This is a genomic window from Cupriavidus sp. PB-02 (assembly GCF_058252315.1).
Genome location: NZ_CM177694.1, coordinates 1,848,915 through 1,875,094, shown reverse-complemented (window position 1 = coordinate 1,875,094; position 26,180 = coordinate 1,848,915). Strand labels below are relative to the sequence as shown.

Genomic DNA, 26,180 nt, shown 5'->3' with positions numbered 1-26,180 from the left:
ATCGCACAACGTAAGGCCGACTTACGCTGGCAGCGAACAAAAGCGACTGGCTCCCCGCGTTCCGCCGACCGATACTCGACGCGTTCCAACCTGACCTATGCCACCATGGATATCGCCTATCTGCTCGCCTCGAATGCCATCAGCCGCGAATACGACAAACTCCGCGACGAAGTTGTCGACGCCACCGTCGACGGCCTCGTCGACAGCCTCGCCTGCGCCCTGGCTGGCGTGCACGCTCCCGGATTGGCCGAGGCGCGCGGCGCGCTCGCGCACTGGGGCACCGGCGAGTGCTCGGTCTGGGGCGGCTTCGGCCGCACCAGCGCGCCCTTCGCCGCGTTCCTCAACGCAGTCAGCATGCACGCTCTCGACTATGACGACACCGACGACAAGGTGCCGCTGCACGCCAACGGCATGGTGCTGCCTGGGCTGATCGCCGATGTCGAGGAAGCCCGCGCCTGCTGCGACGGCCGCGACTTTCTCACCGCGCTGGCCGTCGGCGTCGACGGCGCGATGCGCATTGGCCGTGCCGGCGGCCCCAAGGGCTCGCGCGGCTGGAACTACAGCGTGATCAGCGGCTCGGTCGGTGCCGTGCTTGCGATCGCGCGACTGCGGCGCTGGGATGCCGAGACCACCGTGAATGCGCTCGGCCACCAGCTCACGCAAACCGCCGGCAGCCTGCAATCCATTGTCGACGGCAGCCTCGCCAAGCGTTTCCAGCCGGCGCAGATGGTAAAGAACGTGGTCATGTCCGCAGCGCTCGCCCAGGCTGGCATCGACGGGCCGCGCAACGTCTTTGAAGGCAAGGCCGGCTTCGTCAATCTGTACCAGGACGGCAAGTTCGACTTCGACGCTGTCCGCGCGGACATCGAGCGCTGCGATCTGCCGGTGGACCTGAGCCTGAAGCCCTATCCGGCGTGCCGCTTCACCCACGCGCCGATCGACCTGGCGCTGCAATTGCACGCGCAGGGCTTGCGCCTCGGCGATGTCAGGCATATCCAGATCCGCGTGAGCAGCCAGGCCGTGAACATGGTGGGGCGTAAGTTCGACCACCGCTCGGCCGGCGTCGTCGATGCGCAGTTCAGTATCGCCTACACCGTGGCAGTCGGCCTCGAACGCGGCGCCGTACGGATCGGCGATTTCACCGCGACGGCGATCCGCGACGAGCGCGTGGGCGCCTTCGCAGGCGAGCGCATCACGATCGAAGCGGACGAGGGGCTGCCATTCCTGGGCATGGTGCCGGTCGCATTTGACGTGGAACTCTCCAATGGCGAGCGGCTGGCGATCAGTACCGAGCACGTCGGCGGCAGCCCGGAGAAGCGCATGTCGGCCGCGCAACTGCGCGACAAGGTGCTGGATTGTCTGGATTTCGGCCGCTCGCGCGTCGATGCGGATGCACTCATCGCGGCGGTCCACGGACTGCGCGATGGCAGGCCGTTCTCGTCCGTGCTGCAACTGCTCGCCTGAGGGGTCCCGGAGTGGCCGATAGCCCGGCCGCCCCGGGGGCACGTCATTTGATGCCGGCCTGGCGCGACGCCGACTCACCGTTGCGCGCGGGCTCCATCATGCTGAGTCGCTTGTAGAGGTAGGAGCGCGAGATGCCCAGTTGCTCCGCGACGCGCGTCTTGTTTCCGCCCGTGCGCTGCATCGCCGCGAGGATCATCTCGGTTGCCACCCGCTCCGTGGCCTCGCGGATCTCGCCGCTGCCAGCTTCGGTGCCGGACGTTGAGCCACCGGCCTGAAGGCTGTTTAGCGGCCGGTCGATACCGTCGAGCGTGCCGAAGTCCTTGATGGAGAGCATGGGCTTGTCACAGAAGATCGCCGCCCGCTCGATCGCATGCTGGAGCTGGCGGATGTTGCCCGGCCACGCGCGAGACTGCAGAAAGCCGATGGCAGACTCCGAGATGGATTTCTTCGGCGTGCCGTGTCGCACGGAAAATGCCTCCAGGAAGGTATCCGCAAGCTCGGGGATATCCTCGAGGCGCTCGCGCAGGGGAGGCAGGCGCAAGGTGACCGCGCTGATGCGATAGAACAGGTCCAGCCGAAAGCTCGAGTCGGCGATCATGGACCTGAAGTCGCGGTTGCTGGCCGAGATAAGCCGGAAGTCCGAGTGCCGCGCACGGTCGCCGCCGATCCGCTCGAACCTGCCGTCCTGGAGCACGCGCAGGAGCTTGACCTGCATGTCGACCGGCATGTCGCCGATCTCGTCCAGGAACAGCGTGCCGGTATCGGCGGCCTCGAACTTGCCATTTCTGCCCTTCCGGTCCGCTCCGGTGAAGGCGCCCGGCTCGTAGCCAAACAGCTCGCTCTCGACGAGATTCGGCGGCATCGCCGCAGCGTTGACCAGGACCAGCGGCTTGTCGTTGCGCGGACTCAGCATATGGATGGCATGAGCGACCATTTCCTTGCCGGTCCCGCTTTCACCTGCCAGCAACAACGGCACGTCGAGCGGTGCCAGACGCAGAATGTCGTCCTTGAGCTTGCGCACCGAGTCGCTGCTGCCAACGATCTGCTCCAGCCCGTACGTCCGGTTACGGATGCCGGAGAGTTCGCGCCGATAGAAGTCCAGTTCCTGCTTCGCCTGGGCCAGCTCGCCGGTCAGTCGCCGGATGGACTCCGGCCCCTTGAACATCACCTGCCCGATCGCCGCAACCACGCGCTTCCTGCGATCGAGCACGGGCAGCCGTGAGACGATACGCGTGACGCCGTTCATCTCCTGCAATTGAGCGACCTGCCCCTTCCCGGTCGCGACGACCTCGTGCAGCCTCGTATTCTCGACCACGGCTGTCACATGCTTGCCGATCGCTTCGCCGTGGCGCAGGCCGAAGAAGCGCTCATGGACCGGACTCATATAGCTGATCTTTCCGTCCGCGTCGACGACCACCATCGCCTTGTAGGGATCGGTGATGAAATGACGGAGGATGTCCTCCGCCGAGTCGACACTGGCCAGGAATTCGCTGAATTCGTCCGCCTCTTGCGCATCGAAGACCAGAAAGCAAGCGGCATCCCGCGTGGGGATGGTCGCGACCGTCATCGGACGGTCCAGATCCGTCAGGGCCAACAGGCGCCTGAGGGGCACCCGCGTACGGTTCTGCCAGAGCCGGCACAGCGATTGCGAGATCCGCGCGTCCTGGCCCAGGCCGCTCGAAAACGTGGGACTCCCATGCTCGTCCAGGACGAGAATTCCTTCTGGTTCACGCTTCATCTTCTACACCGTGAGGGGTCGCTTCAGCACCGGCCGGGCCGCCGGTCGACTTGCCAGACCGCGCTTCGCCATGTCATTCCGGCTGGATATTGGCGTCCTTGATCAACTTGATGGTCCGTCTTTCCTCCGCCAGCAGGAACTCCTGAAATTTCGCCGGTGTCCGGACTTCGGAGATCTCCTGATCCAGCGCCGCGAGGCGGGCTCGCAGCGTTTCATCGGAACGGGCAGCCTCCATGGCATCCGCCAGCCTGGCCCGCACGGTCTCGGGAATTCCGGCCGGCGCGGCGAGCCCGACGAAGATGCTGTATGTGGCTTCCGGATAGCCCAGTTCATTGAAGGTAGGAACGTTGGGGAATTTGGCGGATCGGGTATCGGAGGAGATGGCAAGGGCCCGCAGCGAGCCCGCCTGGATCGAGCCAACCAGCGAGGTCCCGGTCCCCATCATGCAGGTCACACGCCCGGAGATCACGTCGGGGACGACAGCAGCGACCCCCTTGTAGGGAACATGCGTCAGACGAATGCCGGCGCTTTTCACGAACAATTCCACCGGCAGGTGCGACGTGCTGCCTTGCCCCGCGGAACCGAATGTGACCTCCCCTGGTTTACTCTTCGCGGCCTTGACAAGATCCGCCAGCGTCCTGAACGGCGACCGCCCTCCGACCACGAGCAGCCCCGGCGAACGCGCCATTTCCCCGACGGCAATGAAGTCTTTGTCGAAATCGTAACCGGCACCTTTGACCAGATGAGGCATCGTGACCACGGTATTGGCGAACGCGAGCAGGGTATAGCCATCCGCCGCGGCCCGGGCGACATAGCGGGCGCCCAGCATCGAACTGGCGCCCGGCATGTTCTCCACCACCACCGGCTGCTTCAGGTATTGGGACATCCGGTCGGCATACAGGCGGCTGGCGGAGTCCAGCAAAGCGCCGGCCACGCTACTGACGACCAGGCGGATGGGCTTGGCGGGATAAAGCGTCGATTTCGCGCTCGCTCCGCCACCCACGACCGCCAACGACACGCCGCCGGCAACCCGGACAAATTGACGCCTGTTCATCTCGTTTGTCTCCTGTTTTCTCTTATGTGGATGTCATGCTAGGGCATGGCACTCCGATGCGTCGAGTTCGATTTTCTCCGCCACACGGTAAGCGAAACTAACCACGCTTCCCTCGTGTCCGACGGATGAAAGCCTGGAGAGCGCCGCGACCGAGATGCCAAACTGGTCATACACCGCATTCTCCAGACCACACTGGTCCGCGAATCCGTAGCGCGCGGCAGAACACAGCGGCGCCGAAGACAGCAGGTCGAACAGAAAGCGCGAGAGGCGTTGCGTCCTGACCAATTGGCGAAGGCTCGAACACTCCTGCAGAAGCTTGCGCGAGAGCCACCTGCGGTCGGGCATGCCGAGCCACGCCGCCGCCGACGAAAGCCCCCAGTCGTGGTGCGGGGCGGTGAACACGGCCAAGGCTATTCCCGCGGTTGCGGGCCTTCGCTGCCGCAGGTCGTCCGCCTCTAAGTGCAACGACTCGTTGCCGCGGCATCGACCGGATGGCAGGGCACAGGTCTCAGATTGGGGAACGATTGCCAGCGTCAGCGTGGCGCGATGCAGCAAGGTCAGCGAAAGTTCTTCCAGAGGCGGCACCACACGAGCCTGTCCGCTACGCAGCGTCCTGGTAAAACGTCGCATCAACAACTCGCATGCTCCGGTCTCGACGTCTATCCTGATTGGAAACGGGAATTGAAGATTCCCGATGCGGGCGATCCCGGTGCCAAGGCCGCTCAACATCACCTGCCCGGGATGATTTTCCCGCGAGGCATGACACACGCGTCGAAGGTTCGCACAGCAATCACTGACCGGTGTTGGCATGGCGGCATCCTGAGCCGGCTCACCGTTTCAGGAGACTTACCGATTTCGCTTCCTCGTCCTGCACGAATGCGTTGAACTGCTGCGGCGTCCTCACATTGGAGACCTCCATGCCCATGTGCTGTAGCCGCGCAATAAACTTCGCGTCCTTCTTGGCCAATTCGATGCCGTCCGCGACGGTCTTGCGCACGCCATCGGGAATGCCGGCGGGCGCAAAGATGCCGAAGAACAGGTAGTACGTGGCGTCTGGATATCCGAGCTCCTTGAAGGTCGGAACCTCGGGAAATGCCGACGAGCGCGAGCCAGACGTAATCGCGAGCGCGCGCATTCTCCCGCTCCTGATCAGTTCTTCCGTCGCGGTCGAAGGGCCCATCAGGAATTCGACACGCCCTGCCAGGACGTCAGGCACGGCGAGCGATATCCCCTTGTACGCGATGCCGTTGAAGCTGACCCCTGCGTCCTGCGCGAACAGTTCCGCCGTCATGTGCGATGTCGTCCCGCGGCCCGTGTACGCATAGGTGATCGCACCGGGATTCTTTCTGGCCGCCGCGACGAGTTCCGGAATCGTCCGCATCTTCGAAGACCCACCGACCACGAGCAGGGACGGCGAGCGCGCGAGCTCGCCGATGCCGGTGAAATCCTTCATGGCATAGCCAGCATTCTTTTCCACTTGCGGAAGCGTCGCGATGGTGTTGGCCGCGACGAGCAACGTATAGCCGTCGGCCGCCTGCCTTGCGACGTAGCGCGAGGCGAGCATGGTACTGGCACCCGGCATGTTCTCCACCACGACCGGTTGTTTCAGCGTCCTTGACAGGCTGTCCGCATACAGACGGGCCAGCATGTCGGTCATGCCGCCGGCCGAGGTAGAGACGATCAGGCGTATCGGCTTGGCGGGAAACGCTCCGTTCTGCGCCTGCGCGGCAAAGGCGGCTGCCGCAAGCATGCAGCCGGAAAGGTCTCTCAGGAAATGACGGCGATTCTTCATGTCTCTCATTGGTATTCCGGTCCACGGAAGGCTCGCAAGAATTCGTGTCTACCGTTCGGGTCCGTTGCGAAGACGACGCGATGAATGAGAGTTTGATGTCGGCGCAGCCGGTCGTCCAGTCGGCTTTAGGCCCTCGTCGAGTAAGTTCCGCTGACGCTGCAGACGAAGTTGCTGGTTAGCTCCGCTTACCAGACGGGTTGAAAACACGACTCGACTCCAGCCGCGTCGGTAGCCAAACTGGATCCAGGCTTCCCTTCTGTGGGAGGCGCCTGTTTCACCCGATACCATCTCCTTCCATGGAACTCAGACATCTGCGCTATTTCATTGCTGCGGCGGAAGAAGAGCATTTCGGCCGTGCCTCGGACCGCCTGTTCGTCACCCGTCCGGCCGTCTCGCAGATCATCGCGGACCTGGAGGACGAACTTGGGGTCGAGCTGTTCGAACGCCAGGCTCACAAGGTAAAGCTAACCGCCGCCGGCCTCGCGCTCCTGCCTAGGCTGCAGAGCATGATGTGCGACCTCAGCCAGGCGATAACGCTGGCGAAACAGGTCGGCGAAGGCAAGGTCGGGGAGCTGTGCATCGGCTATGGCTCGTTGAGCCTCTATCACCCTTTGCTCCGTGCCGCGATCAAGCGATTTCTCGAATACCACCCCAATGTCGCGCTTACGCTGGTCGAAATGCCGACGTCAGACCAGGTCAAGGCGGTGCTCGACGGAAAGATCCAGGTGGGCTTCATGCATTTCTGCCCCGATGACGGACACCGCAAGCAGCGAAGAGGCAGTGCGCAGCCGGAAGGCGAAGCTTCGCTCGAACGCTACGTGATCCAGACTGGCGGCCTTGGCGTCGTGGTGCCCACCGACCATCCGCTCGCGAAGAAAAGGGCCATCTCGCTGAGCCAGCTCGCCAGGGAGCGATTCGTCGTGGTTCCGAGATCGAGCGTCAGCCCCGGCTACGGTCCGCTGTTCGCGTTGTGCCAGGAGGCTGGATTCCAGCCGCAGGTCGTCCAGGAAGTCCACTCCATTGCTTCGCAGATGAATCTGATCTCCGTGGGGGTCGGCATCGGCCTGGCTGTGCTCGGGAAAGACTTTACCTACCCCTCCGGCCTCACCGTCATCAGGCTTACCGACGTCAATTACCGGACCAACTTTCAACTCAGTTGGCTGAAGGGGCGTACCGAGCCCGTTCTGCAGCAGTTCATCGAGGTCGTCAAGGAACTCTCCGCGCCCTCCGCTAATCTCAACGCAGCTGGCAATGAAGACTGAATCAACGACCCTGCGGGGACTGCTCGAGAAATGGGTCGGCCTCGACACGAAGGCGCCCGCGCGCGTGACGCGCATACGCCCGCCCAGCCATTGCACCGGTTGTGTCCAAGTCGACGTGGCCGGTGCCTCCGGCGGGATCTCGCTGTTCTTCTTCCGGCATGCCGACGGCTCCTGGTGCGTGTTCCCACCATCGCCGATGGGCCCTTGACGACTACCGGAACAGATCCACATCGCCCCAATGCCGGTTCATGCCACTTATCCCAGCCCGGGAAAAATGAGGGAGATCCCGTTACAACAGTTCCTTCACCGTCTGTACAAAGCGCTCGAGAACAGGCTCCATGCGCCCTTTGACCCAGCTCAACGCGAAGTTGATCGGGTAGTTGATGCCTTCGATCCGCAGAACGGACAGGCTCGGAGGAAACGCCAGCCCCGGCCCGGTCACGCACAGGCCGATCCCGACACCCACCGATACCAGATTGAGCAAGCTCGTAATGGAGGTCACTTCCTGCACGATGCGCGGCTCAAAGCCGGCCTTCTGGCACAGCGCGAACAGGGGCCCGTAGCCGAAGCTGACGGTCGACTGGGGCACCACCACCCAGGCCTCCTCGGACAATTCGGCCAATGGAACGGACTGACGTCCGGCCAGGCGGTGGTCATGTGGCACGACCAGGCCGAGACCCTCCGTCTGGATCTTGAGGCGCTCGAGCACCGCTGCGTCTTGCGCAAGCGCATTCCCCTGCTTGACCTCGCGCAGCGCCGGCGAACGAGAACGGAAATGCATGAAGCCGGCGTGGATACGGCCTTCGGCCAGCGCCCGCTGCTGTTCCGAACTCGGGATCTCGAGCAACGAGAGCGTGATGTCGGGGCAGCGCTCATGGAACGCCTTCACGGCAGTCCGAAACAGCGGATGCATGAGCGTGAGCGAGCCATAGCCGATGTTCAGCGCGCCGGACTTGCCCTCGCCCACGCGCCTGGCCATCGCAATGGCCTGATTGAGGTCGCCCATGATCGCCTGAAGCGGCGGCAACAGTGCCTTTCCCGCCGCAGTCAGCGTTACGCGATGGGCCTGCCGCTCGAACAGGAGGGTGCCAAGTTCGGCCTCTAGGTCGGCGATGATCTGGGAGATGGCGGGGCGGGTAACGTGCAACCGTTCGGACGCCCGGCCGAAGTGCTCCTCTTCGGCCGCCGCGATGAAATAGCGCAGGTGTCTGAGTTCCATATGTGCGCGTGTTCCTAGCACAATCAATAGGGGTTTTTCGATTTTGACCGCCGCCAGGTTCAGAGATGCGGAACCGGGAGAAAGTCTCCAGGTATCACAGGAACAAGGCGCATACGTTGGTCAACTACGGTGCTTTTCATCGCGAGAGCCTGCAGATCAGCAGCAGCCCACCACAGCGTGCTGAACCCATTAGGGGGCGTGCCGGGATAAAGCCGGAACTGACACATATTCATGGAAGTAATAAAGAACGTGGCTTTTAAGCACGCGACGTCAGCTGCTAGCCTGTCTGTTCCGGCTTCTGGAGCAATTGAAGTGACAGCTGCATCCAGCAATGGATTGTCACCCCTTCCGGCGTGCGATCATATCCAGAAACCCTCTGGTTTTGGTGCTGGGGCTGACTGCTCTTCGGGCGCGGTAACCCACGCAGCATTTTGTCTCACCTCTGCTAAGTCAGACCCGGCTGGCTTAGCACATCGGTGACTCCCAACTTTGATGCCGATGCTGACCACTATGCCAGGATGGCAGTCTCGCAAAGGAGGCTAATCCCACCCTGCCAGCTCGCCGGTCTTGGACGCATGGGCCGCACAGCCTCTTCGAACCAAGGCGCATGCGCCTTGGAAAAGACCAGCATCGTCAAACCCAGCCCGTCCATCATATGCAAGGCGTGCTCGAGATCGACGCCCCTTGCCGCCTGGTCATTGACATCCCGTTGCTCGAATGCGGGTCGCCCAGACCATGGTGCGCTCCTGGGAGTGCCCCGGTCGGGTCGAGCAGATGGCGTGCGACACTGCTAGGCGTCAATCCCCACGGACAAGGTAAAAATGGCAGCAGGGAAGTGGCGTTTAAACGATAATCAAGAATTCGTGGAATTTTTAAACGTCTGCCAGCCAGATTAAACGACTGGAGCACACCTTGACGACAGAATGGATGGGATATAAGTGGCTCTCAGATCACTATGACGTCACCCCAGTACAGGATTTTCAGATCACCAGCGAGATCGGCGCTGCTCGGCGCTCCGTGGTAACCGATGGCAGAACGCTTGAGACCTACCCCGCTGGTTCTCGCCAGGCGCCCACGCTGCAGGCCCACCTGACTTACGCACTCCGACAAGAGGGCGTCCATCTCGAATTCCTGGCGCGACTCTTTGATGTGCTCCCACAGGCGGAGTTGGCAGCATGGCTGAATAGTGAGCGTACCGGGCAGTATGCCAGACGGGTTGGATTTCTGTATGAGTGGCTAACCGGCCGGCAGATCGCCGGCGTCGAGGCCGTGACCGGGGGCAACTACGTCGACGCGATCGACCCTGAGACCTACTTTGCCACAACGGCGCCAACTCGAAATGCACGTTGGCGCGTGCGAGACAACCTGCCCGGCAATCGAGATTTCTGCCCGCTGGTTCGGCGGACCCCGGAAGTCAGGGCGGCACAGCATTACGACTGCGCGGCCCGGCTCGATGAGCTCAATGCGGAGTTCGGGGGCAACGTATTGATGCGCAGTGCCGTCTGGCTGACTATCAAGGAATCCAAATCGTCGTTTGCGATCGAGCACGAGCAGGATCAGATGGACCGAATTCGTCGATTCGCGGCAGTCATGGAACGCAGAATCGGTGAATACCCCGCGCTACTGTCCCCTGACACGCTAGCCGAGTTGCAGCGAGAGATCGTGAGCGAGCGCAGTACCATTTCCCGCTTTGGGCTGCGCGCCTCGCCCGTATTCGTCGGCGAAACGCATCGGTTTGAGCATATCGTCCACTATGTCGCCCCCCATTGGGATCGGCTGCGAGAGATGCTGCGCGGGCTCGAGGTCTTTCTGGAGCGCACAACCGGGCAATCATCTGTGGTTCGCGCCGGCACCGCCGCGTTCGCGTTCGTGTTCATCCACCCGCTGGCCGACGGCAATGGCCGCATCCACCGCTTCATCGTCAACGACGTCCTGCGAAGAGATGGCGCCGTCCCGCGGCCCTTCATCCTACCGATTTCGGCTGTCATCACTGAAAAACCGCAGAACATTGCGCGCTACGACCACATCCTCGAACGCTTCTCCAAGCCATTAATGGCCATGTATGGCAACCTCTGTGAGTTCGCGCCAACCCGCCGGCTGTATCCGGATGGCGTCCAGTCGAACTTTGAGTTCGCAGGGTACGACGCGGCATTGCTGGCATGGCGTTACCCTGACCTGACTGTGCAGGTAGAGTATATGGCCGATGTCATCGACAGGACCATCAGGCAGGAGATGAGGACGGAGGCCGGGATTCTGCAGGAGTGGACGACCGCTCGGCGGATGGTGAAGGACATCATCGACGGTCCTGACGCCGATATCGATCGGATCATCCGCTCGGTCAGGGACAACCAGGGTGCAGTCTCGAACAAGCTCCGAAAGGAGTTCCCTATTCTCGAAAATGCGGAGATCGTGGCAGATCTGGTCGGTGTTCTGAAAACCGCCTTCAAGAATTTCGATGGCGGATCCCCAACAAATGAGCTGCCTTAACAGCGCGTTTGCATAATGAGGCCGCCAGTCCATCTGCTGCCGTTTGACGAACCGCTCGCTGACCACTTGGTTGACGGCTGACTCGACAAAACCTGATGCAATGGGCACCCCGTGAACGCCCAGTTCGCTGACATCATTGAGCAAATCCGAGACCGGGCCGCCGCGGAGATAGTCAGCGTGATTGCCTGACGTTCGGCATGGCGAACACCCTATCCCGAGCATTTTTTCCGTCGGCGGCCAGGGAAGCCGCTGGGTTTGCCCAAACCCAAATGAGAAACGCCAGCGCGAAGGTGGCGTCAGGGACGGCGGAGACGGGGACTACACAGTGGCAGGCTTCGCCCTGCGGATCAACTCCGCCTTCAGTTCCGTGAACTCCTGCTCAGAGAGCGCCCCGTCCTTCCTGAGCTTCGCCAGCTTCACGAACTCATCGGCAAACGACTCTCGCGCCTGAGGGGCCGCCTTAGGCGCCGCGATCGCCACCAGCCCTTCCCGCTCGTTCGCGCGATCCTCATCATCCGCCGACTTGATGAGCCCCGCGATCAGGGCCCGCCTTCTGCGCTTGCAGAACCTGAACCTTGACCTTGTCGCGCTCGACAGCCTTTTTGAGGCTCAGGACGTCGATGACGAACAAGGGGTTTGCACGATCATTGACGACGATGTGCAGGGCTAGGTCCTTGATCTGCGAGCCGTACCGCGGTCACTACAGCGTGGCAAAACCCGTGGCTTCGCTTACGCACTCAGAGCCTGTTTGCCTTCGTGTGCCGCTGGCCGAGCGCAGCCTTCTGGGCTACCACTAGTTTGCCGAACTGCTTTTGGCTGCCAGCACAACACGGCCACGGCCGGCGTTGCAATGTCACTCTCGATGTCAGCATTCCGGCTAGGCATGCGGTTCCCACACCGCGTCCTTGCCTACCTCAACCGCATGGGGCCACTGCCTGCTCGAGCCAGGGCGCATGCGCTGACAGGTTATTTCATGATGGTGAAATTATAATCCGAAACGGGATTGAATGCCTTCTATACCGAGGGAGCGACCTCATACCAGCCAGCGATTGACGGTTGCAGGTAAATCTTGGCGATTAATTGCATTTAAACTTCGGTGTAACGGCTTCGCCTGGTGTTGAAGATCGTCATTCGTGCGACCCGTGCAGGGCACTGCTACTGCAGCGGGATCTTTGCCACCGTCGCCAGCCGCTTCCAGCGCTGGATCTCGTCTTTCTGGTATTGCCGCATCTCGGCCGGCGACGACAGGATCAGCTCGGCCGACAGGCGCGTGTAGTAGTCGCGCACGTCGGGGGCATTGCCGGCCTGCGCGAACAGGTCATGCAGCCGCTTCACCACCGCCGGCGGGGTCTTTGCCGGGACCGCCGCGGCCACCCAATTGTGGGCCAGGAAGTCCGGCAGGCCGGCTTCGGCGATGGAGGGCACGTCCGGCAGCAGCGGCGAGCGCTGCGGCGCGGTGAAGGCCAGCGCGCGGAGCTTGCCGCCACGGACCAGTTCGATGGCGCCGCTGGCGTCCACCACGGCGAAGTCGACATTGGCCGCCATCACGCCGTTGATGACATCGCCCGCGCCCTTGTACGGCACGGCGGTGGTCTTGGTGCGGGCCAGCTCGTTGAGCCACTCCGAGTAGATCGTGTAGGAGATCGAGCCAGAGCCGTAGTTGAGCGCGCCGGGGCGCTTACGGGCGTCTTCCAGCAGCTCCGACAGCGTGCGGTAGGGCGAGTTGGCCGGCACGATGATCACGCAGGGCCCGCGCGACAGCAGCGAGATTGGCGCGAAGTCCGTCAACGGGTCATACGGCAGCTTGCGAAAGGTGGCGGCGTTGGTCGACAGCGTGGAATTGCTGCCGATAAAAACCGTATAGCCGTCAGGCGGCGCGTTCAGCGCGGTCCGCACGCCGATAAAGCCGTTGCCGCCGGGCTTGTTCTCGACTACCACGCCTTGGCCGGTCAGCTCGCCGATCTTCTTGGCGAACATACGCGCGGTGGTATCGGTGCCGCTGCCGGAAGGGAAGGGTACGATGAACCGTATCGGGCGGGCGGGAAAAGCATCGGCAGATTCGGCGGCGGGCGTCGCCAGCGGCGTAGCCGCGCCGATGGCCGCCAGCGCGGCCGCGGCCAATCCAAGGAAGCGGCGGCGGGAACGGAAAGCCTGTTGCATGATTGTCTCCTGAAAGTGGAAAGCCCGGCGTGTTCCCGCCGGTGCAAGGGATCAAAGATGACTTAACGGCGCAGGCCGAGCAGGTCGCGTGCAATCACCCAGCGGTGCACTTCGCTGGGCCCTTCGTAGATGCGCATCAGGCGCGTCTCGTTGGCCATCTGCTGCAGCGGCAGCTCCTTGGTCATGCCCATCGCACCAAAGGTCTGCATGGCATGGTCGATCACGTCCCAGGCCATTTCGGTGGCGAACACCTTGATCATCGATACCTGCGTGCGTGCTTCATCGCCCGCGTCGATGCGGCGGTCTCGCCGCGCGCGTACGGCGCCAGATAGCGCTCACGCTGGGCCTCGCTGGCGGTCAACATCAGCATGCGCAGGTTGGGCGAGTCGGGCGGCAGTTCGTAGGGCGTGATGGTCTTGCCCAGTTCTTCGTGGACGCCCACCATTGCCACCGTCGGCAGGTCGGCGCCGCCCATCCCGGTGGGGGCATCCAGGCCCCACAGGCCCAGTTCACGCGACATCGCGTCGAGCCTCGCATGCTCTTCCGGCAGCAGCGTCCTCTGCCCGCCTTCGGCTTCGCGCGCCAGCACGGCAGGTTCCAGCGGGATCAACTGTTCGCGCACAAAGCGCGCGAACAGTTCCTTGAGCATCCGGTGTTCTTCGGCCAGTTCAAAGTTCATGACTGTGTCTTCATGATTCGTTATCGTTGGCTGGCGCCCTGCGCGATGCCCAGTTCCTGCAAGACCTCGGCGGTGTGTTCGCCCAGCGTCGGCGCATGACGGCGCAGCGACAGCGGCGTGATGTGGGTAATCACAAGATTCCTACAAATGTAAACAGACCCTAGTGAGTACGCAGGTCAGAAAGGAACTTGCGCGCTCGCTCGCTAGTAGGTTTCGAGAAAAACTCGTCCGGTACTCCGACCTCGACCAAACTCCCCTGATCCATGAACCACACCCGGTCCGCAACCTCCCGGGCAAAATTCATTTCGTGTGTGACACACATCATCGTCATGCCATCGCGCGCCAGTGACTTCATCACCTGCAACACCTCCCCAACCATCTCAGGATCCAAGGCACTGGTCGGTTCGTCAAACAGCATGACGGGGGGATCCATCGCCAATGCCCGCGCAATTGCTACACGCTGCTGCTGGCCTCCCGAAAGTTGTCCAGGAAATGCGTCGACCTTCGATACTAGGCCGACACGATCGAGCAATTCGAGAGCACGGGTTCTCGCCTCTGCGCGTCGTTGCTTACGTACATTGACCGGCCCGAGCATGATGTTCTGGGCAACGGAAAGATGCGGAAACAAGTTAAAGCTCTGGAATACGAAACCAACCTGGCTGCGAAACTTGTTGATATCGACCGTTGACGCATGGACGTCTTTGCCGTCGAAATGAATTGTTCCACTTTGGATCTCCTCCAGACGGTTCGCGGTTCGAATCAGCGTGGATTTCCCTGAACCTGATGGCCCACACACGACAACGACTTCACCTTGGTGGACATCAGCGCTGATGCTGCTTAGCGCGCGATACTCCCCGTACCACTTGCTGACGTCCTTGAAGGTAATGAGAGGCTTTTTGCTGAAATTCATGTTCACGCGGCTGTCTCCGTAGTGGTGGTAGAGGGTGATACAACAGCCACCACGGACTGGCGGCTTCCTTCGCGTCGAGTTGTGATTCGGCGCTCAAGGAAGCGCGCCAGTTGCGTCAGTGAGAAGCAGAGACAGAAGTAAATGCCAGCAAGGATGAAGTACACCTGGAATGGCTGCGTCATGAGCGAACTGTTGATCTGCGTCGCCGCAAAGGTGACTTCGTTCACGCTGATCACATACCCAAGCGAGGTTTCCTTGACAGTTGAAACGAACTGGCTGACCAAGGCTGGAATCATGTTGTACAGAGCCTGGGGGAGGATTACCTTGCTCATGGTCTGGATGTAGCTCAGCCCCACGGCACGCGCTGCTTCGGTTTGCCCCCTGGGCAAGCCCTCAATACCGGATCGCACAATCTCGGACAGGTAGGCCGCTTGGTAGATCACAAGTGTCACCACCATGGTCGTGAAGCCAGTGACCGTGCGACCAATGAGCAAGGGGACGAAGAAGTACACCCAGAAAATGAACATCAGCAGCGGTACGCCGCGCGCGACATAGACCAGCGCAATCGCAGGCCAGCGCAGCCAGCGAAAGGGACTGAGGCGTGCGAGTGCGATCACTACGCCAATCGGAAAGGCAAGCGTCAATCCAAGCAAGGAAAGAAGCAATGTGACCGCCAATCCCCCGAGTGGCCCATTGGGGTACTGACCTACGAGAAGCAAAGTCCCATAGTCGCGCAAGATGAGAAGAATGTTATCCACAGATCCTACCTCGCTCGAATCCGATAGCGAACTTCAAGATACGTTCCTGCTTTCAGGATCACCAAGGAAAATCCAAGATAGATCACAGTTGATAGCAGGTAAATTTCCACGGTCCTGAACGACTGGCTCTCAATTTCACGGGTTGCATAAGTCAGCTCCGCAACCCCAATTGCCATGGCCACGCTGGTGTTTTTGAACAGCAGTACCGTGTAACTCACCAGGGTAGGCAGTGCAATCCGCAGTGCCTGAGGGATAACGATGAGACGCGCCGCCTGAAGATAGGAAAGGCCAATGGCGCGAGCGGCCTCCAACTGAGACTTTGGAATGGATCGTATCCCCCCGCGCAACCCTTCGGAGACATAGGCTGCCATGCACAGCCCCCCTGCAATGAAAGCCAACACGAATGCGCTGTTATGTGTATTGATCCACTGCTGCCACGGCAGCGGAAAAAGCGCGGGGATGCCGAAGTACCAAAGGAAAACCTGGACCAGCATGGGCACGTTCTGGTGATACTCAACATAGATCGCTACCGCAATCTTTGCTATTCGGATGTTGCTCATGCGTGCCACGGCAAGCATGGTCCCCAAGGCCATCGCGAGCAACCACGCCGCCAGCGTGAGTTCAAACATGGTGACGACGCCGTCAAGGATCCATTTCGGATAGTCACCTCGCAGCAACACTGAAAAGTCGAGCTTGTGATCCACGGTCAGTTTCCTGTTGCAGTATGTGGATCAGCCTTTGATCGGCTCAATCTTGAAGCTGCGCTTCATCTTGTAGATGGTCTGGCTACCCAGCCACTTGTCGAAGATCTGCTGCGCCTCTCCCGATTTCTCCATCGCCTGCAGCACGGCGTTCACGTGCTTGATCAAGCCCGGTTCGCTTTTGCGCATGCCGATTCCCCACGGTTCAGACGCCAGTGATGGCTCGAGCTTCACGATGGGGACGGTACTTTCAGATTGCAGGCGATACTTCTCGAGGTAGAGTTCCCCAATGGCAAAGGCATCTACTTTCCCTTGCAGCATCGCGAGAAAGGCGCTCGGTGGATCCTGGAAGGTAATGGTCGTTGCCCCGGGGACTGCCTTGCGCACAAGCATCTCCGAACTGGAGCCTTTGAGAGCGCTGACGCGCTTTCCTGACAAATCCCGGAGGGATTTGTATCCGCTGTCCTTGCGAGCCGCCATCTTCTGCTCGCTCACAAAATACTGGTCGCTGAAGGCAATCTGCTCAGCGCGTTCGGCGGTCCACCCCAGGCTGGCAATGACCACGTCAACACGACCTTGTTGAAGTTCGGGGATCCGTGCTGCCACGGAAATGAGCTTCAACTCAAGCTTCGCACCGAGGGACTTTGCCAACGCCCTGCAGATGTCCACGTCGTAGCCCGCAACCTCGCGGGTTTGCGTATTGGAGAAGCTGAAGGGCTCGGCGGTACCGAGCGTCCCACAGACGAACACGCCCTTCGATTTGATGTCAGCGAGTTGGTCCGCGCGTGCGGGATTGCCCAGCAGCATCAGGGCGGCACTGGCAACGAGAGTCAGAACAGAAGTCTTCATGGTGTCTTCTCTAGACGATGGGTGATGCTCAGGAGAGGTCGTTCACAGCATCCCGAAGGAAGTTGCAACCTTGCTCAATCAACTCGAAGGAAGTGGCAAAGGAGATGCGAAGATGTTCTGGCATCCCGTAGGAAGTTCCATCGATCACTGCCAGACTTGCGTGCTCCAAAAAGTAGCGCATGACGTCGACATCGGAGGAAAGAACGCCTCCACCAGGCGTCACCCGCCCCATAAGTCCAGCCACACTGGGGAAGACGTAGAATGCACCGTCTGGCAACACGCAGTCGACACCAGGGACCTTTCTCAGGAGCTCCACAATGAGATCCCTGCGCTGGCCGTAGATTGCCACCGCATCTGCAACGCATTGCTGCGGCCCATTGAGTGCCTCCACGGCCGCCGCCTGGGCCATGGCATTCGGACACGATGTGCTCTGTGACAGCAACATCGCAATTGCTTGCACCAGCGGCGTTGGGCCTGCACCGTAGCCGATACGCCAGCCCGTCATGGCATAGGCTTTGGAAACGCCATTGATGATCAGCGTCCGCTCTGCCAGTTCCGGAACCATCTGGAGCAAAGAAGCATGCTTTACATCGCCATAGACGAAATGCTCATAGATCTCATCGGTCATCAGCCAGACATGAGAATGCCGCTGCAGTACGGCACCTAACGCGACCAGTTCGCTGGCTGTGTATACCGCTCCGGTCGGGTTGTTGGGTGTGTTCAGCACTAGCCACTTCGTTCGAGGAGATAGAGCTGATTCCAGAGCCTCCGGCGTCAGCTTGAATCCGTGGCTTGCATCACTGGATACGACGACGGCCTTGCCCCCATGGAGCGCTACCATGTCTGGATACGAAACCCAGTACGGTGCAGGCACCACGACTTCGTCTCCCTCATTCAAGGTAGCTGCGAAGGCGTTGTAGATGATGTGTTTTGCACCATTCCCGACAACGATGTTCTCGGGCTTGAATTCCAGCGTGTTCTCTCGACGGAATTTTTTGACGATTGCCTGCCGCAGAGCGAGCGTTCCGCTGGGCGACGTGTAACGCGTCTGTCCCGATAGCAAGGCGGCAATGCCGCTGTCCATGATGTGCTTCGGTGTCAAGAAGTCGGGCTCGCCGATGGTAAAGTCGACGATGCTCCGACCTGCAGCGCGCAACGCATCGACACGCGTCTTGGCCGCCATGCTTGGCGAAGGCTTGACGCCGTCAAGGCGGTGGGCCAGCAAGGTTTCCATGAAGTCCTCCGGATACGAAGCGGACGTGAGTTGAGTGATGCGTTGGATCAAAGACCGTGAGGACCAAGTGCCTTGGCGAGCCACGATTGCTCCACCATTCCGTTGGCGATTTCGGCCCTGATGGCCTCCTCGATCTGAGTGGTTCGGTCGATCGCCTGAAGAAGGCGCGAGACTTCGGATGGAGCAAAGGTGACGAGGCCGTCCTCATCGCCAACCACGATGTCGCCTGGCGTCACGACTTGCCCGCCCACACAGACAGGAACGTTAATTGCGCCAGGACCAGTCTTGTAGGGCCCTCGATGAATCGCCCTCCCGTGCGCAGCAGGGGAAATCGGCATCACGAAACGCCGCTACATCGCGCACGGCGCCATCGAGCACGATCCCAGTGCAGCCGCGCTGCTGGGCGTAGAGCAATGAGCTCCCCTACGAGGGCATTGCTCGTCTCTTCTCCTCCATCAACCACGAGCACGTGTCCTGGAGAGGCGCTCATGAGGGCCTTGTAGATCAGAAGGTTGTCGCCGGGGCGGGTCTTGACCGTCAAAGCTGTCCCAACCAGCTTGGCACCCCGATGGAATGGGCGCAGACAAACGATTCCAGTCAAGCGCTGCAGGTTGTCGCTGATGTGCGGCGTGGGCACTCGCCGAAGAGCGTCCAGCAGGTCAGCAGGGGCCGGGGTCGGCGTAGGGTGGATAGCAAAGCCAGCAGCAGTCATCGCCAAGGCCTCAGTTTGAATCATACTGATCGAACAAGCACGCCGGATTCATTGCCAGCACGCGATGCATCACGTCCGCGTCGTTGTCGAACCAGCGTGCGAAAGCATTGAGGAGCAGGCCAGCATCCACCGGCTTCTTTATACCTACATGTGGCCAGTCCGTTCCCCAAATCATCTGCCCCGGCGCATCACCATAGAAGACGTGGGCGCGTTCAATGACACGACTATCCATAAGGTCGTCCGACAAGCGATAGCCGATCAACTTGACCCATGCTCCTCGCTCAACGAGTAATTTTCGGATAGCCAGGGTTGTCGGATGATTTACTCCGAACTCTGGGGGCAAACCACCCATATGATCAATGACGATTTTGCACGGCAACGCTTCCAATACAGGCAGCAATTCGGGCCATTGTGTTGGACCAGGAAGTACTTCCGCATGCCAACCGAACTCGGCAATGCGAGGCGCAAGCGCGACCATCGCTTGCGTTCCTACGGTGCCACCGAGACCATTGGTGATAAAGCGCATCCCGCGCACGCCGATACCATGCAGGCGTTCGATTTCCGCGTCATCAATCGACTGACCCGCAACTACCACACCGCGTAGGTTGCCGGGTTCATCAGTAAGTGCGTCGATCACGCCAGTGTTATCCGTGCCAAAGACGCTCGCCTGGATAACAGCGCCTCGTTGAAGGCCTAGCGCTGCCCTCATCTTTCTATGCTTCTCCGGTGGAGCCGGTGCAGGGAGATAGCTAGCGTCAGAGACGAGCGCCCAGTTCCCGCGCGGCGTCACGTGTGAATGGCAATCCCATGCCCCACTCGGCACGACGAAAGCGGGCGTCGTATAGGACTCGGGCGGCGGCAGACTTTCCTGTTCCACGATGGACATACTCAAATCTCGTACCGTAAGATTGGCCTGCTCATGCGCGCAGGTAAATGTCGAAGAGTGCATCGCCAGACATAAATCGCTTTACGTTGGCAACAATAGCGCTGATTCGACGAGCTTCGAGTTCCTCCGTCCAGCCCGCCGCATGTGGAGTCATGACGACGTTGTCGAGGTCAGCGAATGGCCGCGTCGCCGGTGGGCAAATCTTCTCGCCCGCCTCCGGATAGCGGTACCAGGTGTCGATCACAGCGCCCCGGATTCGCTTCTCACGCAATGCCTCGTACAGCGCATCTTCGTCAACGACAGATCCTCGCGCGATATTGATCAGGACTGCGTCTGCTTTCATGCACGCCAGTTGTGCCGCACCGATCAATCCTTGTGTCTCTGACCCTCCGGGTACGGACAAAAGAACATAGTCACTTTGCGCCAGAAGATCGTCGAGACTATCGGTCCCCTTGTACCACTCGAGACTGTGATCGATCCCCGGGTTGCGGCTGACAGCAATGACTCGCATTCTGAAAGCCTTGCTTAACTCCGCTACGCGGTGACCAATGCGACCGTACCCCACCAGTCCGATGGTGCGCCCCTGAAGCTCATGATGTTTGCGGCCAAGCACCGAGGCACCTCCCCACCCCCAGCGAGCTGCGCGCAACTCGCTGTCCATCTCCTGCAGGGGTATGGCCGACTGCAGCATCGCGAGCATCACGTACTCCGTAATTGGGTCGATGCCAACATTCGTGTTGCAGACCACTGAGCCCGCAGGCAACCATGCCCGATCGAGCCAATCCATTCCGGAAAATGGCACCAGTATCAGCTTGAGTTTCTTGGCATTCTGGAGCGTTCGTTTCACCAGCGTTCGTTTCTCGTGGAGTACCCACTCGGCCGACGCGACAATCACTTCAGCTTCCCTTGCGATCTCCACCATCCGCTCAGCACCCTCGGATGGCAGCCAGAGGTCTACAGCATTCTCCTGGCCTACGGCATGTTTCACCGGGTCAAGAAAAACTTTCCCATACTCTCCTGTCAATACCACGCGTAACATTGGCAGCTTCCTTTGGTTTCACATCTCAAGAGATTGCTCGATTGACGTTTGGCTTTTCAAAGCTCAACTTCACTGAATCGCGGTTGGTCATTGAGCAATCTCCGCTGTACCTTACCGACTCCGGTGTCCAGCGGAAGCTTCTCAATTCGAATGAGCCGCGTGGGGTGCATGTATTTCGGCAAATCAAATAGCGCCGCATGCACTTCGGACTCGAGGACATGATGCGCAGTCGTGTAGAGCACGACCTCGTGTCCACGCGCCGGGGAATCCATCCGCCAAAGTGCGAACTCGCCGAGAGACGAGACCCGCTTCAACCGCTCCTCAACAAATCCGATCGGGACATACTCGCCATTAACGCGAATTGAATCACTCATTCGCTCAATAAAGATGAGATTTCCACACGAGTCTTGACGCCCACGATCTCCTGTCCTGAACCATCCTTCGGCGTCGGTCTGCGCCAGTACCTCTCCATCTCGTAGATACCCTGAGAACAAGGTCTGATGATGCAACCCACGCACCCGGATTTCGCCGTCGTCGGCTATGCGATATTCGACGTCTGAGCGGGGCTGGCCTGCCATGCTAGACGGACCTTCCGGCGGAAATTCGGCGTCGTCCGGACGTACGACGCGCGTATGGCAAAGGCCGCCAGCTTCCGTTGATCCATACCCCGTCACACCGATCGGGATATCAAATTTTTCAAGAAAATCCGGCACGCACCCGAAGGCTATTCTGATCTGGTGACCTTGTGCTTCTGCTCGCGTCGTTTTGGCCATCAACAGATTTGCCGGCGGCTGATGCAATATCATCGCGGTAATGTGGTGCGACTTGACCAGCGACCAGAAATCTTGCGCTTGGAAGCGGTCCATCGAAAGCAACGACGCTCGCGCCGTGAGCGAACCCACGACGCCATACCCCATCGGATTGATGTGGAACATCGGCAATGGCGAGAGGACCCTGTCGTAACGTGAGAGCCCATGCGAATCGGCAATAAAGCGGCCCAACCGAATGAAATAGCCATGACTAAGCGCGCAGAATTTCGGCAGTCCGGTCGTTCCCGAAGTATGGATATAAGCAGCTACGTCGGCGGGATCTGCGCAGCGTCCATCGCTATCGGACACCAGGCCGACGCGGGAAAGGAGGGGCCTTTGCACGGAAACTTCACCTTGCCATGCTCCCGTCAAATCCAACTGTGCTTCAGTCCTGTCAACCAACCCTCCTGGACTGCGGCCCAGCCAGAAGATGGCACGCGCGCCCAGATTGTCGAGCATCGCGCCAAGCAATTCATCGGGATATGACGGGTTAATCAATGCCGTCTGCAGCCCCACGAACTGGGCTGCCATCCACGTAACAAGGTACCCCGCGCTATTAGGACCGACGAAAGCTACGAGGTCTCCTCGCCGGAAGCCGGCATCGCGAAACTGAGCCGCGACTGTTCGAGCCCGCTCAACAAATCGATGCAACGAGTCGCTTTGTGAACAGGTACCGAAGGATGCGTCGGGACGATCGAGGGCTGCAACCTCGATCAGCTCGGTCAGATTGTTCATGCCAGCCCCATCAGTTGAGCATCCTTCAGGATGCATTTTGCGACGTGATTCTTGAGGATTTCACTCGATCCACCGGCCACGCGCAGCAGTTTCACGTCGAGCATGTACTGGCCGAAGTTTTGCTCCTCATACAAACCATATCCACCGATCAAGGCGTAGACGTCGCTCACAACTCGCTCGGCGGCCTTGATCGCGAGATGCTTCGCGACACTTGTTTGCATCGCGTGCTCGTGACCTTGTTGTGCGAGGTTGGCTGCGTGATCACGAGCCAAAACCGCGGCGTGGATCTCCGCATAGCATTCCGCAATCGTCCATTGGTTCCCCTGAAAGTCTGCGACGACAGCGGACCCGACCGGGCGGGTAACCGCATATCTCGAGGCTTCGGCAAGAGCACGCCGCGCTATACCAATCAGCGTGGACGCGTTCCCTAGCCGGCTCACATTGAAGGTAGACACAAAGGTTGCAAGGCCTTTGCCTACCTCGCCAAGGATCGCGCCGTCTCCAACGCGAACATCATCAAAGTACATGTTCGCTGTTGGCGAATAGCGAAGTCCAATGGGATGGGTATGTTCGCGCCGAACACCAGGCTGATCCGTATCTACTAGAAATGCCGTCAGCCCTTCCGGAGCCATCGCGTAGACGAGCGTGAGGTCACTCTCGACACCCATATTGATGTGGCACTTCTCTCCGCTAATGACCCACCCGCCACCTTCACGCCTGGCGGTGGTCTGGAGATTCTTCAAGGATGAGGCGGCGGATGGTTCGGATATCGATTCAGAAAACAGGATGCTCCCGTTAGCGAGTCCCGGGAGGTACTTCGACTTCTGCTCCGGTGTTCCCCAGTCGTTCAGCCAGCGTTCGCCTTGGGCCTGCGTCTGCCCACTTACCAGGCCGTAGCGGCCCAATTCCTCCTCCACCAGGCAGTACTCAGGCACACCGAAACCCACCCCCCCGTACTCCCGTGGGGTAAGCATTCCGAGAAGGCCTCGCCGCCCGAGTTCATTGAACGCGTGGCGAGGAAACACGCCCTCACGTGCTGCCTTGATCATGTCGCCATGGATGACCCCAGCAAATTCCCGAATGTTCTCGATTGCGGAAGAAGCCCAGGCCGGGTCTTTCAGACGTAGTTCCAGATTCATTGCTGTGTCTCGTAGGTGGTTTCGGTTATCATCTGATTGTCCGGACCATGATAGGAAGAAGCGTATGTGGCGTCAAGACTGTGGTTAACGCTAACATCGCCTTTCGTTCGGCGACGAACGAAACTGGTGACCATCCCGACGGAGGCCACTTCGACTCCCCGGACGCTTACCTCAACATTCGCTAACGCGACGACCGTGAAACATATTCAACACAGCATGACCTACCCGCGCGCCCGGCCTTCTATACCAGCACATGTATCAAGCAGGGACGGGCGTGACCTCGAGCACGGCTTCGGCGGCGCGGCTCGGTCGCACTACCGCCAAAGGACCGCCCTGGCGATCAGGTTGGTAGCGAACGCTCGTCCGGGCGAGGAGCATCAGTGATGAGTCCCACGCCACATTCCAGCCTGGACAATCTGGGATCCCGCCCGCCCAAACATCTGTTGCTGGCGCAGTCGCTCCTCGCCGATATCCGCAGAGGCCGATATCCGGTGGATTCTCTCCTGCCCACAGAGGAGGCCCTATGCGCGATGTTCGGAGTTAGCCGTTTCACAGTTCGCTCTGCACTAAGCGCGCTGCAGGACCGAGGATATGTTCGAAAGCAGAGGCCGATCGGAACGCGCGTAATCGCAGACAGAACCGAAGACCAGCAGACCATAAGGCTGACGTCGCTAGGTGATCTTGTTCAGCTCGCCGAAGGCGGTCAGCAGATGATCACCGCAAGCGCCGATATCGCTGCTGATCCGACACTGGCTAGCACCATTGGTTGCGCCGTTGGACAACACTGGCGGCACCTTGAAGTCCTACGCTGGACAAGCGGTAACAAGGAGGCGCCGGCGATGCTTAGCCATTTATGGATTCATCCCATGTACTCGGGCGTCGCTCAAGATCTCCACCTCAATCGGATCTCCCCCGTTGTCATCTTTATCGATCAGATTGGGCAACAATTTGGCGATCGTCCGTCCGACATCCAGCAGACTGTCAGTGCATTCAATATAAAGGGACATCTGGCTCGTGCGCTGCAGGTCAAGAACGGTACTCCTGGCCTTCGTATCCAACGCTGGTTCCGCAATGGTTCCGGCGAATTGATCCTCTATGCCGACGGTTTTTATAATGGGCTCCTATATAAATACCAAACAACCCTGCACTTGAGTAATTAGGCTGCTTCTCGGATCATTGAGCGACGGAACGCCCTTCAGCGCACTTCTGTGGTCCGAGGATCGGACGGTGGGAACGTGGTATCAGCAGGCCCCCTTTTGCTCGGTAAGCGTAGATGCTGGGTCTCCCGCACTTTGTGTGGCGAGGGCGCGGGGAGCGGCCGTCGTCTCCCCGCCATCCTGAATGGCGCCCGTTTGCCGGGGGCCACTTCCGCCCGGTAGCGTGCGCCGGGCCATGGTGATCCTGAACGCGCTTCGAACCCCACCGCTCATGAATCACCGGTAGCACCTTGGGTACATGCGGGCAACGGAGGCACGCTGCGTTGCGGATCCTGAACGCCCTGTTCGCCTGGTTGACCGAGGCGGGCTACCTGGCCGCAACCCGCCGCCCTCGCCCGCCGCCGGCGCGCCCCGACCCAGGCGCGCATCACCCGCTATCTGAGCCACGACCTGCCTGAGACGGACAAAGACACTGTCACGGCGATGCGGACTGAGATAGGCCGGGAAAGGCTGCACGCGGCCCGCTGCACATGATCCTGAAAGGTGGCGCCGCTTTGATCTGCGTCAGACGCAAATCGTGCAGGGCAACTACTGTGTCAATGAGAGCCCCGCGAGTCCCAATTCGCATCGGACTCAACGATCTGCTTGCCCAGCTTCCCAGGAGGGCGCCATGGCCACCCCGCTCGTCACCTCGCTGCCGACTTCACCTTCCGACGCGCTTTCCTCCCCCAGCCCGTCACCGCTTGCCGCCTGGCATACCGACCATGTCCATTTCGCCTCACTGCTCGACCTGCTAGAACAGCAGGTCAGCACTTTCCATCAGGGCGAGCAGCCAGACTACGGCCTGATGGCCACGATCATCCATTACATGCGCAACTATGGCGATTGCGTGCACCATCCCCGCGAGGATGTTGCCTACGCGCTGCTCGTGGAACGGGATCCCGGCACACGGATCATCATTAGCCGGTTACTGCAGGAACATCGCGTGATCGCCACGGTCGGCGCGGAATTGCTCAATCGGCTGCGCGAAGCCCAGAGCGAAGTGGTCACTTCGCGAGCGGCACTGGAAGCGGCCGCGGCCATGTACCTGGTGTACTACCGCAACCATCTGTCCACCGAGGAGAAACAGGTCATGCCGCGTGCCGCCCGGTTCCTGACCGAAGCGGACTGGGCGGAGGTCGCAGCGATCGATTGGGCCAGTGCCGATCCCCTATTTGGCGCCAATGTGGAGAAGCGCTTCGCGACCTTGCGCAAGCAGATCGACAGCGAAGCGAACGCGTCCATGCACTGAACGTCGGTCGTTTCGCGGCACTGCCGGACCTCGGCCCAGAGCTTATGCCGGGACCGGTACGCGCCATGAGCAAGCCCGGCTTCAGCGCGGCCATCATTCCATTTT

21 protein-coding genes and 3 pseudogenes are annotated in these 26,180 nt (G+C 60.3%); 7 read left to right on the top strand and 17 right to left on the bottom strand.

Translation table 11 applies throughout. From position 1 onward, the window contains the following. Positions 1 to 105: 105 nt before the first annotated feature. The gene (locus AC10V3_RS08970) at positions 106 to 1,464 is read left to right on the top strand and encodes an MmgE/PrpD family protein (RefSeq protein ID WP_022534880.1); all 1,359 of its coding nucleotides are present in this window, start codon (positions 106 to 108) and stop codon (positions 1,462 to 1,464) included. 43 nt (positions 1,465 to 1,507) lie between these two features. On the opposite strand, the gene AC10V3_RS08965 is transcribed toward AC10V3_RS08970, so the two are convergent. From AC10V3_RS08965 to AC10V3_RS08950, 4 genes are all read right to left on the bottom strand, one after another. Next, complete coding sequence (locus AC10V3_RS08965) at positions 1,508 to 3,202, bottom strand: sigma-54 interaction domain-containing protein (RefSeq protein ID WP_490923535.1); 1,695 nt, start codon at positions 3,200 to 3,202, stop codon at positions 1,508 to 1,510. A gap of 73 nt (positions 3,203 to 3,275) precedes the next feature. After that, on the bottom strand, positions 3,276 to 4,256 hold the full coding sequence (locus tag AC10V3_RS08960) for a Bug family tripartite tricarboxylate transporter substrate binding protein (protein ID WP_022534878.1): 981 nt from the start codon (positions 4,254 to 4,256) through the stop codon (positions 3,276 to 3,278). Between the two features lie 33 nt (positions 4,257 to 4,289). Beyond that, positions 4,290 to 5,066: a hypothetical protein gene (locus AC10V3_RS08955; RefSeq protein WP_022534877.1), complete on the bottom strand. Its 777-nt coding sequence runs from the start codon at positions 5,064 to 5,066 to the stop codon at positions 4,290 to 4,292. A gap of 19 nt (positions 5,067 to 5,085) precedes the next feature. Then, positions 5,086 to 6,048, bottom strand: coding sequence for a tripartite tricarboxylate transporter substrate binding protein (locus AC10V3_RS08950; RefSeq protein ID WP_022534876.1), 963 nt, complete (start codon positions 6,046 to 6,048; stop codon positions 5,086 to 5,088). A gap of 296 nt (positions 6,049 to 6,344) precedes the next feature. Here AC10V3_RS08950 and AC10V3_RS08945 point away from each other — a divergent pair, with 296 nt between their 5' ends. Further along, positions 6,345 to 7,310, top strand: coding sequence for a LysR substrate-binding domain-containing protein (locus tag AC10V3_RS08945; protein WP_022534875.1), 966 nt, complete (start codon positions 6,345 to 6,347; stop codon positions 7,308 to 7,310). Further along, entirely contained in the window at positions 7,300 to 7,518 is a 219-nt protein-coding gene (locus AC10V3_RS08940) for a hypothetical protein (RefSeq protein WP_349606048.1), read from the top strand. The genes AC10V3_RS08945 and AC10V3_RS08940 overlap by 11 nt, the downstream gene beginning before the upstream one ends. An 81-nt stretch (positions 7,519 to 7,599) precedes the next feature. Here the strand turns inward: AC10V3_RS08940 and AC10V3_RS08935 are convergent, their stop codons facing one another. Next, positions 7,600 to 8,529 carry a LysR substrate-binding domain-containing protein gene (locus AC10V3_RS08935; protein ID WP_022534874.1) on the bottom strand — a complete coding sequence of 310 codons (930 nt, stop codon included), beginning with the start codon at positions 8,527 to 8,529 and terminating at the stop codon, positions 7,600 to 7,602. A 912-nt stretch (positions 8,530 to 9,441) separates the two neighbouring features. Between AC10V3_RS08935 and AC10V3_RS08930 the strand changes: the two genes are divergently transcribed. Then, complete coding sequence (locus AC10V3_RS08930) at positions 9,442 to 11,016, top strand: Fic family protein (RefSeq protein WP_041681026.1); 1,575 nt, start codon at positions 9,442 to 9,444, stop codon at positions 11,014 to 11,016. A gap of 1,155 nt (positions 11,017 to 12,171) precedes the next feature. On the opposite strand, the gene AC10V3_RS08925 is transcribed toward AC10V3_RS08930, so the two are convergent. The 12 genes and pseudogenes from AC10V3_RS08925 to AC10V3_RS08870 all read right to left on the bottom strand — a co-directional run bounded on the left by AC10V3_RS08925 (position 12,172) and on the right by AC10V3_RS08870 (position 23,627). Then, a complete protein-coding gene (locus AC10V3_RS08925; protein WP_022534870.1) occupies positions 12,172 to 13,176 on the bottom strand; it encodes a Bug family tripartite tricarboxylate transporter substrate binding protein in 1,005 nt (334 codons plus the stop codon). A gap of 62 nt (positions 13,177 to 13,238) precedes the next feature. Then, positions 13,239 to 13,855: pseudogene (locus AC10V3_RS08920) on the bottom strand (acyl-CoA dehydrogenase family protein). Between the two features lie 160 nt (positions 13,856 to 14,015). Further along, positions 14,016 to 14,765: an amino acid ABC transporter ATP-binding protein gene (locus tag AC10V3_RS08915; protein ID WP_041681025.1), complete on the bottom strand. Its 750-nt coding sequence runs from the start codon at positions 14,763 to 14,765 to the stop codon at positions 14,016 to 14,018. Positions 14,766 to 14,767: 2 nt separating this feature from the next. Continuing rightward, positions 14,768 to 15,523, bottom strand: coding sequence for an amino acid ABC transporter permease (locus AC10V3_RS08910; RefSeq protein WP_022534865.1), 756 nt, complete (start codon positions 15,521 to 15,523; stop codon positions 14,768 to 14,770). Between the two features lie 5 nt (positions 15,524 to 15,528). Continuing rightward, positions 15,529 to 16,227 (bottom strand): amino acid ABC transporter permease, encoded by a 699-nt coding sequence (locus AC10V3_RS08905; protein WP_490923532.1) that lies wholly within the window; start codon positions 16,225 to 16,227, stop codon positions 15,529 to 15,531. A 27-nt stretch (positions 16,228 to 16,254) separates the two neighbouring features. Continuing rightward, positions 16,255 to 17,073 (bottom strand): ABC transporter substrate-binding protein, encoded by an 819-nt coding sequence (locus AC10V3_RS08900; RefSeq protein WP_454751906.1) that lies wholly within the window; start codon positions 17,071 to 17,073, stop codon positions 16,255 to 16,257. A 28-nt stretch (positions 17,074 to 17,101) separates the two neighbouring features. Beyond that, positions 17,102 to 18,307: an aminotransferase class I/II-fold pyridoxal phosphate-dependent enzyme gene (locus AC10V3_RS08895; RefSeq protein WP_490923531.1), complete on the bottom strand. Its 1,206-nt coding sequence runs from the start codon at positions 18,305 to 18,307 to the stop codon at positions 17,102 to 17,104. A gap of 47 nt (positions 18,308 to 18,354) precedes the next feature. Continuing rightward, positions 18,355 to 19,019: pseudogene (locus AC10V3_RS08890) on the bottom strand (RraA family protein). Between the two features lie 10 nt (positions 19,020 to 19,029). Continuing rightward, positions 19,030 to 19,905, bottom strand: coding sequence for an amidohydrolase family protein (locus tag AC10V3_RS08885; protein WP_454751904.1), 876 nt, complete (start codon positions 19,903 to 19,905; stop codon positions 19,030 to 19,032). A 31-nt stretch (positions 19,906 to 19,936) separates the two neighbouring features. Then, entirely contained in the window at positions 19,937 to 20,944 is a 1,008-nt protein-coding gene (locus AC10V3_RS08880; protein ID WP_454751903.1) for a 2-hydroxyacid dehydrogenase, read from the bottom strand. 56 nt (positions 20,945 to 21,000) lie between these two features. Then, positions 21,001 to 22,488 carry a class I adenylate-forming enzyme family protein gene (locus AC10V3_RS08875; protein ID WP_022534858.1) on the bottom strand — a complete coding sequence of 496 codons (1,488 nt, stop codon included), beginning with the start codon at positions 22,486 to 22,488 and terminating at the stop codon, positions 21,001 to 21,003. Beyond that, the gene (locus AC10V3_RS08870; RefSeq protein WP_490923528.1) at positions 22,485 to 23,627 is read right to left on the bottom strand and encodes an acyl-CoA dehydrogenase family protein; all 1,143 of its coding nucleotides are present in this window, start codon (positions 23,625 to 23,627) and stop codon (positions 22,485 to 22,487) included. The genes AC10V3_RS08875 and AC10V3_RS08870 overlap by 4 nt, the downstream gene beginning before the upstream one ends. A 383-nt stretch (positions 23,628 to 24,010) precedes the next feature. On the opposite strand from AC10V3_RS08870, the gene AC10V3_RS08865 reads away from it, so the two are divergent. From AC10V3_RS08865 to AC10V3_RS08855, 3 genes and pseudogenes are all read left to right on the top strand, one after another. Beyond that, positions 24,011 to 24,787, top strand: a complete 777-nt coding sequence (locus AC10V3_RS08865; protein ID WP_022534856.1) for a GntR family transcriptional regulator — start codon at positions 24,011 to 24,013, stop codon at positions 24,785 to 24,787. Positions 24,788 to 25,104: 317 nt separating this feature from the next. Beyond that, positions 25,105 to 25,312 (top strand): annotated as a pseudogene (locus tag AC10V3_RS08860) (tyrosine-type recombinase/integrase); the annotation flags it as partial. A gap of 142 nt (positions 25,313 to 25,454) precedes the next feature. Further along, positions 25,455 to 26,075, top strand: a complete 621-nt coding sequence (locus AC10V3_RS08855) for a hemerythrin domain-containing protein (protein WP_454751912.1) — start codon at positions 25,455 to 25,457, stop codon at positions 26,073 to 26,075. The last annotated feature ends 105 nt before the right edge of the window (positions 26,076 to 26,180 follow it).

Coding starts and splice junctions, on each gene's coding strand:
- AC10V3_RS08925 (WP_022534870.1), bottom strand. CDS start 13,176: ATGCAACAGGCTTTCCGTTCCCGCCGCCGCTTCCTTGGATTGGCCGCG.
- AC10V3_RS08940 (WP_349606048.1), top strand. CDS start 7,300: ATGAAGACTGAATCAACGACCCTGCGGGGACTGCTCGAGAAATGGGTC.
- AC10V3_RS08945 (WP_022534875.1), top strand. CDS start 6,345: ATGGAACTCAGACATCTGCGCTATTTCATTGCTGCGGCGGAAGAAGAG.
- AC10V3_RS08875 (WP_022534858.1), bottom strand. CDS start 22,488: ATGAACAATCTGACCGAGCTGATCGAGGTTGCAGCCCTCGATCGTCCC.
- AC10V3_RS08900 (WP_454751906.1), bottom strand. CDS start 17,073: ATGAAGACTTCTGTTCTGACTCTCGTTGCCAGTGCCGCCCTGATGCTG.
- AC10V3_RS08955 (WP_022534877.1), bottom strand. CDS start 5,066: ATGCCAACACCGGTCAGTGATTGCTGTGCGAACCTTCGACGCGTGTGT.
- AC10V3_RS08870 (WP_490923528.1), bottom strand. CDS start 23,627: ATGAATCTGGAACTACGTCTGAAAGACCCGGCCTGGGCTTCTTCCGCA.
- AC10V3_RS08935 (WP_022534874.1), bottom strand. CDS start 8,529: ATGGAACTCAGACACCTGCGCTATTTCATCGCGGCGGCCGAAGAGGAG.
- AC10V3_RS08970 (WP_022534880.1), top strand. CDS start 106: ATGGATATCGCCTATCTGCTCGCCTCGAATGCCATCAGCCGCGAATAC.
- AC10V3_RS08965 (WP_490923535.1), bottom strand. CDS start 3,202: ATGAAGCGTGAACCAGAAGGAATTCTCGTCCTGGACGAGCATGGGAGT.
- AC10V3_RS08880 (WP_454751903.1), bottom strand. CDS start 20,944: ATGTTACGCGTGGTATTGACAGGAGAGTATGGGAAAGTTTTTCTTGAC.
- AC10V3_RS08915 (WP_041681025.1), bottom strand. CDS start 14,765: ATGAATTTCAGCAAAAAGCCTCTCATTACCTTCAAGGACGTCAGCAAG.
- AC10V3_RS08960 (WP_022534878.1), bottom strand. CDS start 4,256: ATGAACAGGCGTCAATTTGTCCGGGTTGCCGGCGGCGTGTCGTTGGCG.
- AC10V3_RS08895 (WP_490923531.1), bottom strand. CDS start 18,307: ATGGAAACCTTGCTGGCCCACCGCCTTGACGGCGTCAAGCCTTCGCCA.
- AC10V3_RS08855 (WP_454751912.1), top strand. CDS start 25,455: ATGGCCACCCCGCTCGTCACCTCGCTGCCGACTTCACCTTCCGACGCG.
- AC10V3_RS08885 (WP_454751904.1), bottom strand. CDS start 19,905: ATGTCCATCGTGGAACAGGAAAGTCTGCCGCCGCCCGAGTCCTATACG.
- AC10V3_RS08865 (WP_022534856.1), top strand. CDS start 24,011: ATGAGTCCCACGCCACATTCCAGCCTGGACAATCTGGGATCCCGCCCG.
- AC10V3_RS08950 (WP_022534876.1), bottom strand. CDS start 6,048: ATGAAGAATCGCCGTCATTTCCTGAGAGACCTTTCCGGCTGCATGCTT.